11 protein-coding genes are annotated in these 14,234 nt (G+C 66.1%); 7 read left to right on the top strand and 4 right to left on the bottom strand.

Features of this window, described 5'->3' with window-relative positions; genetic code table 11:
• Window positions 1-108: 108 nt before the first annotated feature.
• Together ACP7EY_RS16295 and ACP7EY_RS16290 are read left to right on the top strand one after the other, a co-directional pair.
• Window positions 109-1,626, top strand: coding sequence for a DAHL domain-containing protein (locus tag ACP7EY_RS16295; protein ID WP_426195392.1), 1,518 nt, complete (start codon window positions 109-111; stop codon window positions 1,624-1,626).
• A 79-nt stretch (window positions 1,627-1,705) separates the two neighbouring features.
• A complete protein-coding gene (locus tag ACP7EY_RS16290) occupies window positions 1,706-2,374 on the top strand; it encodes a GNAT family N-acetyltransferase (RefSeq protein WP_426195390.1) in 669 nt (222 codons plus the stop codon).
• A gap of 8 nt (window positions 2,375-2,382) precedes the next feature.
• Here the strand turns inward: ACP7EY_RS16290 and ACP7EY_RS16285 are convergent, their stop codons facing one another.
• Entirely contained in the window at window positions 2,383-2,895 is a 513-nt protein-coding gene (locus ACP7EY_RS16285; protein WP_426195388.1) for an Lrp/AsnC family transcriptional regulator, read from the bottom strand.
• 125 nt (window positions 2,896-3,020) lie between these two features.
• Here ACP7EY_RS16285 and hppD point away from each other — a divergent pair, with 125 nt between their 5' ends.
• Together hppD and ACP7EY_RS16275 are read left to right on the top strand one after the other, a co-directional pair.
• Window positions 3,021-4,136, top strand: a complete 1,116-nt coding sequence (gene hppD, locus ACP7EY_RS16280) for a 4-hydroxyphenylpyruvate dioxygenase (protein ID WP_426195386.1) — start codon at window positions 3,021-3,023, stop codon at window positions 4,134-4,136.
• Between the two features lie 41 nt (window positions 4,137-4,177).
• Window positions 4,178-7,738 carry an indolepyruvate ferredoxin oxidoreductase family protein gene (locus tag ACP7EY_RS16275; RefSeq protein WP_426195384.1) on the top strand — a complete coding sequence of 1,187 codons (3,561 nt, stop codon included), beginning with the start codon at window positions 4,178-4,180 and terminating at the stop codon, window positions 7,736-7,738.
• A gap of 50 nt (window positions 7,739-7,788) precedes the next feature.
• Here ACP7EY_RS16275 and ACP7EY_RS16270 read toward each other — a convergent pair whose 3' ends face one another.
• A complete protein-coding gene (locus tag ACP7EY_RS16270) occupies window positions 7,789-8,229 on the bottom strand; it encodes a nuclear transport factor 2 family protein (protein WP_426195382.1) in 441 nt (146 codons plus the stop codon).
• Window positions 8,230-8,322: 93 nt separating this feature from the next.
• Window positions 8,323-8,718, bottom strand: coding sequence for an MAPEG family protein (locus ACP7EY_RS16265; RefSeq protein WP_426195380.1), 396 nt, complete (start codon window positions 8,716-8,718; stop codon window positions 8,323-8,325).
• 117 nt (window positions 8,719-8,835) lie between these two features.
• On the opposite strand from ACP7EY_RS16265, the gene ACP7EY_RS16260 reads away from it, so the two are divergent.
• Window positions 8,836-10,599 carry a M14 family zinc carboxypeptidase gene (locus ACP7EY_RS16260; protein WP_426195378.1) on the top strand — a complete coding sequence of 588 codons (1,764 nt, stop codon included), beginning with the start codon at window positions 8,836-8,838 and terminating at the stop codon, window positions 10,597-10,599.
• Between the two features lie 6 nt (window positions 10,600-10,605).
• The gene (locus ACP7EY_RS16255; RefSeq protein ID WP_426195376.1) at window positions 10,606-11,838 is read left to right on the top strand and encodes an MFS transporter; all 1,233 of its coding nucleotides are present in this window, start codon (window positions 10,606-10,608) and stop codon (window positions 11,836-11,838) included.
• On the opposite strand, the gene ACP7EY_RS16250 is transcribed toward ACP7EY_RS16255, so the two are convergent.
• A complete protein-coding gene (locus tag ACP7EY_RS16250; RefSeq protein ID WP_426195374.1) occupies window positions 11,820-12,749 on the bottom strand; it encodes a helix-turn-helix domain-containing protein in 930 nt (309 codons plus the stop codon). The two genes, ACP7EY_RS16255 and ACP7EY_RS16250, sit on opposite strands and share 19 nt — an antisense overlap.
• A gap of 87 nt (window positions 12,750-12,836) precedes the next feature.
• Here ACP7EY_RS16250 and ACP7EY_RS16245 point away from each other — a divergent pair, with 87 nt between their 5' ends.
• Window positions 12,837-14,231 (top strand): cytochrome P450, encoded by a 1,395-nt coding sequence (locus tag ACP7EY_RS16245; RefSeq protein WP_426195372.1) that lies wholly within the window; start codon window positions 12,837-12,839, stop codon window positions 14,229-14,231.
• Window positions 14,232-14,234: the final 3 nt, after the last annotated feature.

Below are 14,234 nucleotides of genomic sequence, written 5' to 3'. Positions count from 1 at the left end.
CGTAAGTATCCACGCGGCAATTATCGTTGGCTGCTAAGGTGAACTTCCGACTCAGCAGGGAGAGCCGAGCATGATGCCAGTCGATTTACCCGTTTCCAGGTGCGCGCCATGAGCGCGCGCCGCCGCTTGGGGCTGGCGTTGCTGTTGCTGGTACTGTCCGTGTTGCTGGTGTTCCTGTTCAGCCGCACCACGGCGGTGGACCTGGGCGCGCAGAACCAGGTCATGCTCGATGTGCGCGAGCTGGAAAAGCTCGACGCCGAGTGGAACGCCAACATCTGGCGCGCCCGCATCGGGCTCGACACGGGCGCGCGCGCGCTCGACAGCACCTTGCCGCGCATGCAGGAACTCGAACGCAAGCTGGGCGTTTCGCTGTCGATGACGCGCGACGCCGCCACCGCGCGCGCCTACGTGCGCATGCAGGCGGCCTTGCAGGAAAAGCAGCGCCTGGTGGGCCTGTTCAAGGGCGGCAACGCCCTGTTGCGCGAGTCGCTGGCCGTGCTGCCGCCCCTGATCACGCAAATGAAGACGGAGCTGACGGGCATCGAAGGGGCGCTGGCGCCCAGCCGCACCGTGCTGGCGCTGGACGGCGCCCTCAACGCCCTGCTGGCCGATATCCTGCGCTTTAACCTGGTACCCGACGCGGCGCTGGGCGCGCGCATTGAAAATTCGCTGGGCACGGTGCTGGTGCAAAAGGCCGCCTTCTCGCCCGCCATCGGCGAGAGCATCGACACGCTGGTGTTGCACACGCGCGTGGTGCTGCGCCAGCGGCCGCTGGAAAACAGCCTGGAAGCGGCCATCGCCAGGACCGCCACGGCCGACGCGGTGGACCGCCTGAGCCGCCAGTTCAACCGCGAATTCGATGAAGTGCTGCTGCAAAAGCAGCGCTATCGCCTGTGGCTGTTCGCCTATTCCGGCGTGCTGCTGCTATTGCTGGTGGCCGGCGCCGCGCGCCTGTTGCGCGCCTTTCGCCTGCTCGACGTCGCCAACCGGCGCCTGCAGAAAGCCAACGACACGCTCGAGCAGCGGGTGCGCGAGCGCACCGTCGAACTCGAAGCGCAGTCGGCCAAGCTGGAACAACTGGCCCACCACGACGGCTTGACGGGGCTGGTCAATTACGCCTACTTAAGTCGCCTGCTTGAGCACGCTCTGATCCGTGCCGGCCGCCGCGACGACACCGTGGTGGTGATGTTTTTCGACCTGGACGGCTTCAAGGCCGTCAACGACACCCACGGCCACGGCATCGGCGACCTGGTGCTGCAGGAGGTGGCGCGCCGGGTGCGCGCGCGCCTGCGCAAGGAAGACGTGCTGGCGCGCCTGGGCGGCGATGAATTCGTCGTCATGTTCGAGCAGGTCAATGCGCCCGAAGCGGCGCGCCGCATCGCCCAGCTGACCCTGGACGCGATCGGCAGCATCGACGAGGCCGGCGGCAAGCCGATCACCATCTCGGCCAGCATCGGCATCAGCAGCGCGCACGGCCAGGCGGGCGCCGCACGGGGTGCGGCGGCCCTGCTGGCCGATGCCGATGCCGCCATGTACGCCGCCAAGCAGGCGGGAAAATCGGGCTACACTGTCAGCGCACGCGCCCAGTGGCCGGACATGCAGTTCGACAAAACCGTGGCAAGATAGCGTCAGCCAGTGTCAATACCGCGTCGCGCTGCGCTACAATAGCAATTTGGTGCAGTGCACCATGACCGTGGAGGCCGTGATGATCAAGCGATTTTTTGACAAGCCCCTGGGCGCCTGGTTTGCCGGCCTGTCGTGGGGCCGCGCCCGTCCCACGGTGCGCGTGAAGCAACTGGAAGAGCGCGATCGCTTCCGCATGAGAAAGCATTTTTTGTCGCTCAACAACGACGACCGCCTGCTGCGCTTCGGTACCGTGCTGCCGGACGAGCAAGTCATTGCCTACGTCGGCAAGATCAATTTTGAGCGCGACACCATTTATGGCGTCTACAACCGGGTCTTCAAGCTCGTCGCGGTGGGCCACCTGGCGTTCGCGCCGAAACCCCAGCAGGGCAGCGCCGACCCCGTCACGGTGAAGGAAAAGGTGGCCGAATTCGGCGTCTCGGTGCTGGCCATCGCGCGCGGGCAGGGGATCGGCTCGAAGCTGTTTCAGCGGGCGGCAATTCACTGCCGCAATGCCGACGTCGACACCCTGTACATGCAGTGCCTGTCGTCGAACCAGACGATGATGCACATCGCCAAAAAGGCGGGGATGGAAATCCACCGCGAATACGGCGAAGCGGACGCCTACCTGCGCCTGCCGCCGCCCAGCCCGGGCACGGTGATGCAAGAGGCGCTGGAAGAGCAGTTCGCCACCATCGACTACACGCTCAAGGCCACCAACCGCGCCGCCGCCAAGCTGTTCGAGCGCTAGGGCGCACCTTACAACAGTGGCAGGGCGGTGGTGTCCTTGATGCGCTGCAAGGCAAAACTGGACTTCACATCCGCCACCGACGGGTGGATCAGCAGCGTTTTCATCATGAACCTGGAAAAGTGCTCCATGTCTTCGACGTGCACGCGCAACAGGTAATCCATTTCTCCCGTCATCGCATAGCAGGCCACCACTTCCGGCCAGCCGTCGACGGAATCGGCAAAATCGGCATGGGGCGAACTGGAGGTGCGGCGCGCCCCGGCCGCGTTGGCGCTGGCGCCTTCCTTGTGTTTTTCCAGCCGCACGTTGACGTAGGCCAGCAATCCCAGTCCGATCTGGGTGGGCTCGAGCAGGGCGACGTACTGGCGGATCACGCCCGCTTCCTCGAGCCGCTTGATGCGCCGCAGGCACGGCGAGGGCGACAGGCTGACGGCATCGGCAACATCCTGATTGGACGCCCGGCCGTCCGCCTGCAAGATGGCGAGGATTTTGCGATCTGTTTTATCAAGCTCAATTTTGGGCATATTTCCTCCATTTTTAGCTATTTTACGCAATTTAATGGCGTCGATGACCCATTGGCGGCCATGGTTTGAAATTTAATGCCGGACCTGCGGGACTATACTGTGCCCTACAAAAACAGGAGACACGCATGCAGATCCACACCTGGGACAACCCGATGGGTACCGACGGCTTCGAATTCGTCGAGTACGCCGCACCCGATCCGAAAGCCATGGGCGCGCTCTTCGAGCAGATGGGCTTCAGTGCCATCGCCCGCCACCGCCACAAGGACGTTACCCTGTACCGCCAGGGCCAGATCAATTTCATCATCAACGCCGAGCCGGACTCGTTCGCCCAGCGCTTCGCCCGCCAGCACGGCCCGTCCGTGTGCGCCATCGCCATCCGCGTCGACGACGCCGCCTTTGCCTACCGCCGCGCGCTCGAACTGGGCGCCTGGGGTTTTGATAACAAGAATGGCCCGATGGAATTGAACATTCCCGCCATCAAGGGCGTGGGCGATTCGCTGCTGTACTTCGTCGACCGCTGGCGCGGCAAGAACGCCGGTGTGCCGGCCGGCTCGATCGGCGACATCAGCATTTATGACGTCGATTTCGTCGCCATTCCCGGCGCCGACCCCAATCCGGTCGGCAACGGCCTGACCTATATCGATCACCTGACCAACAATGTGCACCGGGGCCGCATGAAGGAACTGGCCGATTTCTACGAGAGCCTGTTCAACTTCCGCGAAATCCGTTACTTCGACATCGCCGGCAAGCACACGGGCCTGAAATCGAAGGCGATGACTTCGCCTTGCGGCAAGATCCGCATTCCCATCAACGAATCGTCCGACGACAAATCGCAGATCGCCGAATACCTCGACCAGTACCACGGCGAAGGCATCCAGCACATCGCCCTCGGTTCGGACGACATCTACCACTCGGTCCAGCACATGCGCGATACCGGCATTGCGTTCCAGGACACCATCGAGACCTACTACGAGCTGGTCGAGCGCCGCCTGCCCAGCCACGGCGAAAACCTCGACGAGCTCAAGCGCCTGCGCATCCTCATCGACGGCCACAGCAACGACAGCGAGCGCGAATTGCTGTTGCAGATTTTCAGCCAGAACGTCATCGGCCCGATCTTCTTCGAGATCATCCAGCGCAAGGGCGACCAGGGCTTCGGCGAAGGCAATTTCCGCGCCCTGTTCGAGTCGATCGAACTCGACCAGATCAAGCGAGGCGTGCTCAAAGACAGCACGCCCGCATAAATAGCAGACCACAATAAAAAGCAGCACGGAGACAAGACCCCATGAACGCACCCCTCGACCACGCCCGGCTCGACCCCCAGCCGCCGCACGCGATTTCGCTCAACGACAAATGGACGCTCGAGCGCGGCCGCGCCTTCATGACCGGCACCCAGGCCCTGATCCGCCTGCCCATGATGCAGCAGGAGCGCGACCGCCAGGCGGGACTGAACACGGCCGGCTACATCACAGGCTACCGCGGTTCGCCCGTCACCTCGGTCGACATGACGGCCGTCAAGGCCAAGAAATACCTCGACGCGCACAACGTCCATTTTCAGCCGGGCCTGAATGAAGACCTGGCGGCCACCGCCGTCTGGGGCACCCAGCAGAGCAATCTGTTCAAGGACGCCAAGTACGACGGCGTGTTCTCGATGTGGTACGGCAAGGGCCCCGGCGTCGACCGCTGCGGCGACGTGTTCAAGCACGGCAACAATGCGGGCAGCGCCAAGTTCGGCGGCGTCGTCATCCTGGCCGGCGACGACCATGCGGCCAAGTCGTCCTCCACCGCGCACCAGTCCGACCACATCCTCACCGCCTGCGGCATCCCCGTGCTGTACCCGTCGTCGGTGCAGGAATACATCGACTACGGCCTGCACGCCTGGGCTATGAGCCGCTACACGGGCCTGTGGGTGGCCATGAAGTGCGTCACCGACATCATCGAGTCGGGCGCCGTGGTCGACTTCGACCCCGAGCGCGTGCAGATCGTCACCCCGACCAGTTTCGACATGCCGGCAGGCGGCCTGAACATCCGCTGGCCGGACGCCATCCTGGACCAGGAAGTCCGGATGAACAATTACAAGTGGTACGCGGCGCTCGAATACGCGCGCGTCAACAAACTCAACAAGATCATCTGGGACAGCCCGACCCCGAAGATCGGCATCATCACCGCCGGCAAGAGCTACCTCGACACGCGCCAGGCGCTGGCCGACCTGGGCATCGACGAGCAGGCCGCCGCCGACATCGGCATCCGCCTGTATAAAATCGGCATGACCTGGCCGCTGGAAGCGGACGGCGTGCACGCGTTCGCCCAGGGCCTCGACGAGATCCTGGTGGTCGAAGAAAAGCGCCAGATCCTCGAGTACGCCCTGAAAGAAGAGTTGTACAACCTGCCCGACGGCCAGCGCCCCCGCGTGGTGGGCAAGTTCGACGACACGGGCGAATGGCACAACAAGGGCGCCGCCGGCCACGGCGACTGGCTGCTGCCGGCCACGTACGAGCTGAACCCGGCGCTGATCGCGCGCGCCATCGCCAGCCGCATTTCGCACTACTGCGCCGGCCACCCCGTCGCGCAGCGCGTGCAGGAACGCATCGCCTTCCTGGAAGCGAAAGAGCTGGTGCTCAAGAACGTCAGCGCCAAGCCCAATCCGGACACCGACCGTACCCCGTATTTCTGCTCGGGCTGCCCGCACAATTCCTCGACCAAGGTGCCCGAAGGCTCGCGCGCGCTGGCCGGCATCGGCTGCCACTACATGGTGCTGTGGATGGATCGGGAAACGTCGACGTTTACCCACATGGGCGCCGAAGGCGTCACCTGGGTGGGGCAGGCGCCGTTCACCAACGAAAAGCACGTGTTTACCAACCTGGGCGACGGCACCTATTTCCACTCGGGCATCCTGGCGATCCGCGCGGCCGTCTCCGCCAAGGTCAACATCACCTATAAAATCCTGTTCAACGACGCCGTCGCCATGACGGGCGGGCAGGAGTTCGACGGCCCGCTCGACCCCGGCATGATCAGCCGCCAGATCGCCGCCGAAGGCGTCGGCCCCATCATCGTCGTCACCGACGAACCGGAAAAATACGGCGCCGACTATAAATGGGCCGAAGGCGTCACCGTGCGTCACCGCAGCGAACTGATGGACGTGCAGCGCGAACTGCGCGACTGCCCGGGCGTGTCGGCCATGATCTACGACCAGACCTGCGCGTCGGAAAAACGGCGCCGCCGGAAAAAAGGCGAATACCCCGACCCGGCCAAGCGCGCCGTCATCAACGAGGCCGTCTGCGAAGGCTGCGGCGATTGCTCGGTGCAGTCGAACTGCCTGTCGGTGGAGCCACTGGAAACGGAACTGGGGCGCAAGCGCCAGATCAACCAGTCCTCGTGCAACAAGGATTTTTCCTGCGTCAGCGGGTTCTGCCCCAGCTTCGTCACGGTCGAAGGGGGCGCGCTGAAAAAGCCGAAGAAAGCGGCCGCCGCGACGCTTGACGCGACGCCGCCGAGCCTGCCGTCGCCCGTGCTTCACAGTACGGCGGAGCCGTACGGCATTCTCATTACCGGCATCGGCGGCACCGGCGTGGTCACGGTGGGGCAAATCCTCGCCATGGCCGCCCACGTCGAAGGCAAGGGCGCCATCGTGCTCGACATGAGCGGGCTGGCCCAGAAGGGCGGTCCCGTGATGTCGCACGTGCGCCTGGCCGACAAGCAAGCCGACCTGCACTCGACCCGCGTCGGCACGGGCAGCGCCAACCTGGTCATCGGTTGCGACCTGATCGTCACCGCCAGCCGCGACGCCCTCTCGCGCATGGGAGAAGGGCGCACCTTTGCCGCCATCAATTCGACGGGCTCGTCGACGGCGGCCTTCGTCAAGAACCCGGACTGGCAATTCCCCGGCGCCAGCGCGCAAAGTGAAATCGTCAAGGCCTGCGGCGCGCCGAACGTCGACTTCATCGATGCGGGCCGCATCGCCACGAGCCTGATGGGCGACTCGATCGCCACCAATATGTTCATGCTGGGCTTTGCCTGGCAAAAGGGCCACGTGCCCTTGACGGAAGCGTCGATCCTGACCGCCATCGACCTCAATGGCGTGTCGGTGCCGTTCAACAAGGCTGCCTTCGCCTGGGGCCGCAGCGCCGCCCACGACCTGGCGCCGCTGGTAAAAATGACGACGCCGGCCAAGGTGATCGCATTCAAGAAAACCCAGAGCGTCGACGATCTCGTCAAGCGCCGCGTCGAATTGCTCACGGCCTACCAGGACGTGCACTACGCCGAGCAGTACAAGGGCTTCGTCGACCAGGTGCGCGCCGCCGAGGCGCAACTGGGCAGCAGCACCCGCCTGGGCGAAGCGGTGGCCCGGTATTTCTACAAGCTGATGGCCTACAAGGACGAGTACGAGGTGGCGCGCCTCTACACCGATGGCGCCTTCAAGGAAAAAATCGCCAATATGTTCGAAGGCGATGTCACCTTGCACTTTCACCTGGCGCCGCCCCTGTTTGCCAAGCATGACAAGGAAGGCCACCTGGTCAAGCAGGCGTTCGGACCGTGGATGATGAAGGCCTTCGGCCTGATGGCGAAAATGAAGGGCTTGCGGGGCGGCGCCCTGGATGTGTTCGGCTACACGGCCGAGCGCCGCATGGAACGCGCCCTGATCGGCGAGTATCGCCAGACCATCGGCGCGCTGTTGCCGAAGCTGACCGCCGACAACCTGGCGCAGGCGGTGGCCATTGCCAGTATTCCGGAAGATATCCGCGGCTATGGGCACGTGAAGGAGCGCCACCTGCGCGCGGCCAAGGCGCGCGAGGCGGCCCTGCTGGAGAGCTTCGGGCTCGCCCCGGCGGCCAGCCACGCGGCATAAACAAAAAAGGGGGACTGCCAGTCCCCTTTTTTAGTTTACGGACTGCGAACTCAATGGTGCAGTGCGGGGGCGCCCGCTTGCGCTGCCGGCGCGCCGCGAAACGCCGCCTGCGCCGCCGCCGTGTCGGTGTACTGCTCGAAGCGGGTGATCTTGTCGTCGCGCACGGTAAATACGTGCACCCAGTCGCTGCCGAAGTCGGCGCCGGTGGACTTGACGTGCCAGTGGGCCGTCCCCGTCACCACCACCTTGTCGCCCTCGGCAATGAAGTCGCGGGGCGTGAAGTGCACGGTGTCCATATTGCCGGCCAGGCTAGCGAAAAACTCGCCCACCTCGTAGCGGCCGTGATACGTGCCGGAAAACGGCACCTGCGCGATGTCGGCGCTGGTCCAGCAGACCTGGTCGGTGCACAGGTCGAGCACGCCCTTGATGTCGCCTTGGCTGTAGAGCCCGTACGCCTGCATGACCAGTTGCTTGTTGTGATGGCTGTCCATGGCATTCTCCTGGAGAAATGCGGCGCCCCGGCCGGGGCGCTGCCTGTCTTCATACTAGAACGGCTGGCGCACTTTGCAATGGCGGCGACAAGCTCACCCCATCAGCAAGGCCTTGAGCAGCATCACCAGGCCGGCCAGCGACACGCCCCACACCAGCGTGCGCAGCACCGGCACGCCCAGCAGGTACAGCGGCAGGTAGACAATGCGCGCGCCCAGGTACAGCCAGCACGCCATCACGGTCACGCTGCTGTGCACATTGGCGCTGTGGGCGATCAGCACGGCGGCGGCGAACAGGGGCAGGGTCTCGAACAGGTTGGCCTGGGCGCGCTGGGCGCGCGCCGTCAGGCGCCCCGGCGGCGGCGCGTCGGTGTCGCGCGCGCTCACGTTGTACGACAGCCCGGTTTCCTTGGTGCGCAGGGTGGACGCCAAGAAAATTTGCGCCAGCGCCAGCACCAGCGTCCAGGCCAGCAGGGTCAGTTCAGTTGTCATGGTGGTTCCTGTATCAATTTGTCTATTCAGAATAACAAAAGACGGCGTGATCGGCGGCACGGTTGACATGGCGCCGACTATAATTTCTATCTATCAAATTTTGCCGGAGTAAAGCCGATGATCCGTACCGCCGCACTGCTCGCCCTGTCCGCCGCCATGCCCCTGGCGCAGGCGGCGCCCGACCTGACCACGGTGTCGGAGCGTTCCGGCTTTCTCCGCACCGGCCGCTACGACGAGGTGATCGCCCTGTGTAGCGCCTTTCAAAGCGCCTACCCGAAGCAGGTCAAGTGCATCGACTTTGGCACCACCCCGGAAGGGCGGCCCATGAAGGCGCTGATCGTCACCCGCACGGGCGCCTTCACGGCCAGCGCGGCGCGCCAGCGCAAGCTGCCGGTGACGCTGATCCAGGGCGGCATCCACGCCGGTGAAATCGATGGCAAGGACGCCGGTTTCCAGGCCCTGCGCGCGCTGCTCGAGAACCGGCTGGCCAAGGGCGCGCTGGACCGCCAGGTGCTGCTGTTCGTGCCCGTGTTCAACGTCGATGGCCACGAGCGCTTTACCCCGAACAACCGGCCGAACCAGCGGGGGCCGGTGGCCATGGGCTGGCGCACCACGGCGCAAAATTTCAATTTGAACCGCGACTACGTCAAGGCCGACGCACCTGAAATGCAGGCGATGCTGGCGCTGGTGAACGCCTGGGACCCGCTGGTCTACGTCGACCTGCACGTCACCGACGGCGCCAAGTTCGAGCACGACGTCTCCATCCAGGTCGAACCCGTGTACTCGGGCGACGTGGCCTTCCGCCAGGCGGGACTGGCGCTGCGCGGCGGCGTGATCGCCGACATTACCAGGCTGGGCTCGCAGCCCCAGTCCTACTACATGTCCTTCGTTGAAAACGACAATCCCGCCTCCGGCTTTGCCGACGGGGTGTCCGACCCGCGCTTTTCCACCGGCTATTTTCAGTTGCGTAACCGCATGGCCATGCTGGTCGAAACGCATTCCTGGAAAGACTATCCGACCCGCGTGCGGATCACCCACAACGCCATCGTGTCGGTGCTCGAGCAGGTGGCGGCGCACGGCGCCGCCTGGCAGCAAGCGGCGGACGCGGCCGATGCGCGCGCCGTCAGGATTGCCGGCAGCGCCGTGCCGCTGAGCTGGAAAACCACGGAGAAGTCGCGCATGGTCGACTTCAAGGGCTACGCCTACACGCGCACTCCGTCCGATGTATCCGGCATCCTGATGACCCGCTACGACGAAACCACGCCGCAAACCTGGACCGTGCCCCTGCGCGACGAAGTGTTGCCCGACTTGAGCGTGACGGCGCCCGGCGCCGGCTACGTGGTGCCGGCGGCTTACGCTGCGATCGTCGCGGCCAAGCTGCGCCAGCACGCCATCACCTACACGGTGCTGGCGGCGGCGCACCCGGCGGCCAAGGTGGAAACCTTCCGCGCCGACAAGACCAGCTTCACCGCCGGCTCCTTCGAATCGCACCAGCGGCTGACGGTGACGGGCGCCTGGCAGGCCGAGCCCCGCGACCTGGCCGCCGGCGCCCTGTTCGTGCCGGTGGGCCAGCCCAAGGCGCGCCTGGTGATGGCCATGCTCGAGCCGCAAGCGCCCGATTCGCTGCTGGCCTGGGGCATTTTCAACAATGCCTTCGAGCGCAAGGAGTATATGGAGGAATACGTGGCCGAAGACGTCGCCCGCGCCCAGATGGCGGCCGATCCGGCGCTGGCGGCGCAGTTTCGCCAGCGCCTCGAGAGCGATCCCGCGTTCGCCAAAAACGCCCGCGCGCGCCTCGAGTTTTTCGCCCGCCGGCATGGCTCGTGGGATGAGCGCTTCAATCTGTACCCGGTGATGCGCAGCGACGCCGTCTTGCGGTAAGTGTCCATGGCGCCGCTGCCCGCACCGGCTGCCCGGCCCGTCCCCACGGTGCTGATGGTGCTGTTGTTGTTCGTCACCCAGGCCTGCACGGATATTTTTTTGCCCGGCCTGCCGCAGATCGCCAGCGAGTTCAACAGCAGCATCGAGGTCGCCAGCCGCACCATCTCCGTCTACAACATCTGCCAGGCGGTGGCGGTGCTGTTCATCGGCGTGGTCAGCGACGTGCGGGGGCGCCGCCCCACCATCCTGCTCTGCTTCGGCCTGCACATCCTCGCCACCGTTGGCATCGCCCTGTGCAGCTCGATCGGCGCCATGATCGTGCTGCGCGCCGTGCAGGCGCTGGGCAGCGCCGCCGTCTACATCGTGCTGCGTATGATCATCAAGGACACGCTCGATGAACAGGCGCAGGTCCACGCCACCGGCCTGCTGGTGATCGGCCTGGTGCTCTCGCCCATCCTGGCGCCCGTGCTGGGCAGCGCCATCGTCGCATGGTCGAACTGGCGCGTGTGTTTCTGGGTGCTGTGCCTGCTAGATATTCCTTTGTTCGCCTGGGCCTGGGCCCGCATCGGCGAAACCAATCTGCGCCAGCCGGCCTTGAAGGCGGCGTTCCGCTGGTCGGCGCACGCGCGCCATTACGGCCAGGTGCTGGGCGACCCGTATTTCCGGGGCATGGCGCTGCTGGTCGGCGCCGCGTTTGCCGCCTTCTATGCCTTCATCAGTATTTCCAGCTTCATGTTCCTGCAGCAGTTGGCGCTGTCGGCCAGCACCTATGGCTATGTCTTCATCGCGCTGGCGCTGTCCTACCTGGCGGGCAATCGCCTGATGAGCCGCCTGAACGCGCGCGCGCTGCCGCCCCGGCGCATCATCGGCGTCGGCTTGTGGGTGTCGGTGGCGGGCGCCGCCTGCGTGCTGGCCGCGCTGCTGTTCAAGCAAGCGGCCAGCGTCGCCGTGCTGATGGTGATCGGCACCTGCCTGCTGCGGCTGGCCACGGCGCTGATCATTCCGCCCGCCCAGGTGGCCGTGACGAACCATTTTCCCCAGCACGGCGCCCATGCGCTGGGCCTGCTGACCTGTACCCAGTACGGGTTTGCCGCGCTGGGCACCCTGGTGGTGTCGACGCTCTGGTATGCGCCCAGTGTCAATTACATGATCAGCACGCTCGCCTTCGTGGCGCTGTCGACGCTCGCTTACCTGGCGCTTGGGCGCCGCGACGGCGCCGCTCACACCCACAGGCGATAGACCCAGAACGACTCGTCGTCGCTGAAGCGCTGGGCGAACTCGCCCGGCGCGAAGCCGGTGATGCGGCGCGTCATCCGGCTCATGTGGGCCTGGTCGGCAAAGCCTTCCTCGTGCGCCAGCGTGGCCCAGTCGAAGGGCTGGCCCGCCTCGAAGCGATCGCGCGCGGCAAAGAACAGGCCCTCGGTGCGCACCAGCGACTGCCAGTGGCGCAGCGACCTGCCGCTGAACGTCTTGATGCGCCGCTCGACCTGGCGGCGGCTGTGCACGCGCCCCCAGTCCTGCGCTTGCCAGGCCAGGCGTTCGACCCAGTTGCGTCCCAGCTGGCGCAGCGACAGCTGGTCCGGGCGCCGTCCCTGCAGGGCATTCCAGCGCGGCGCCAGGTGCGCCGCCAGCAGCGCCAGAACGGCGTCGTCCTCGCAGGCGAGCAGGGCCTCCCACAGGGGCGCGAAGCTGGCGTCGATGGCCTCGCTGGCCGGCACGAAGCGGTCCTGGATGGCGGCCAGGTCGAGGCCGAACAGCGCCTGCGCCGCGTCGGCGTTGAAGCAGGCCATGGTGCCCTTGCCACTGGTCGGCGTCCACGTGGTGACGGGCTTCGACTGGGTGCCGGAGACGACGACGGCGGCGCCGAACGCTTGCCATTGCCCGGGCGCCGGCCCCACCAGCCCGCTGTCGAGCTGGTGAAACCAGGAAATCGTCACCAGCGGCGAGGCGGGGAAATGGCTCAGGCGCTGGGGCGCCGTCAGCGTGAGCGCGCGCGTATCGCGCGTGAGCAGGGCCACCAGCGCGCCCTGCAGGCCCGCCGGCGGCAGGCGCAACGAGGCGTGGGCGGGCGCGTCACTGCCGCTGGCACGCGGGGCGCGCGCCAGCGGCAGGGGGCAGCATGAATCCGGATCGGCGGGCACGTTTTGCATGGATGACAAGTATAGCAATCGCGCAAGCGGTTCGGCATGTCGTTTGCGTTCAAGACGAACGCGTTCTGGCGGCGCATCATCGCTGGCATGAAACCTGTCCCCGCCGAATGTCCCCATCGCCCCACGCCTCCTGTACAAGCGCCGGGCGCCTGGCCGCCCGGGCCGCCGTCCGGCATCACCGGCTGGGGCCTGCTGCGGCGCATGGCGCGCGATCTGCTGGGCACGCTCGAGCAATGGCAGCGCCAGTACGGCGACCTGGTCCACCTGAAGATCTGGCCCGAACACACGCTCGTCGTGATGGCGCCGGCGCTGGTGCGCCAGTTGCTGGTGGACCACCACGACGATCTGATCCGCTGGGAGCACGCCATCGCCATTTTCAGTGGGCTGCACGGCAACAGCGTGCTCACGGCCGAGGGCGACGCCTGGAAGATCAAGCGCCAGGCGCTGCAGCCGCTGTTTTCGCCCAAGGGCGTACAGCCATTGATCCCGCTGATCACGGCGGCGGCGGCCGACGCCATGGCGCTGTGGGGCGAGGGCGGGGCCCGCTTTCCCATCGAGCCGGCCTTCAATGCGCTGGGCATGGGGCTGATCTTGCGCATGCTGTTTACGGATGCCAGCGGGGCCGATTCGGCCCTGGCCGGGCGCGCCGTGCACGACACGGCGGTGGCCGCCAACGCCGCCATGTACTGGCCCGTCAGCCTGCCCGACTGGATGCCGTGGAAACGCCGCGCGCGCCAGGGGCGGCGCGTGCTCAAGGGATTGATCGAGCGCCACATCGGCGCGCGCCTGGCGCTGGACCGGGCTGCCTGGCCGGCCGACATGCTCAGCCGGCTGCTGGCGCTGCACCATGCCGATCCCGCCCACTGGCCCTTGAAGGCGGTCCACGACGAATGCATGACGACCTTCCTGGCCGGCCATGAAACGGGGGCCGCCACCCTGACCTGGTGGGCCTGGTGCATGGCGGCCAATCCGGCCCTGCAAGGGGCGCTGCAAGGGGAGGTCGATGGCGTCTTGCAAGGCAGAGCGCCGGGCGCGGAGGATGTGCCCCGGCTACGCCTGCTGCATCAATCTTTGCTGGAAACCATGCGCCTGTACCCGGCCGCGCCGGTCCTGCTCAGTCGCAGGTCGACCCGCGCCATCACGCTGGGCGGATGGCAGCTGCCTGCCGGCACCATGTTCATGATCCCGCCGCAGCTGATGCACCACGATCCCCGCTGGTTTGCCGAGCCGCACGCCTTTATGCCCGAGCGCTTTGGCGACACCGCCGCGGCCCCGCCGCGCGGCGCCTTCATGCCGCTCGGCAGCGGTCCCCGCGTGTGCCTGGGCCAGCACCTGGCGATGGCGCAGATGACGCTGGTGGCGGCGATGTTGTTGCAGCGCTTCACGCTGGCGCTGGCGGACGGCATGGCGCCGCCCACGCCCGTGTTCCACATCACCATGCGCCCGGCCGAGCCCCTGTGCCTGGCACTGGCGCCCCGCTGAATT

The organism is Massilia sp. DWR3-1-1, assembly GCF_049898325.1.
Lineage (GTDB): Bacteria > Pseudomonadota > Gammaproteobacteria > Burkholderiales > Burkholderiaceae_D > JAFCUW01.
The sequence above is the reverse complement of the archived record's forward strand: the minus strand, read 5'-3'. Positions and strand labels throughout refer to the sequence as shown.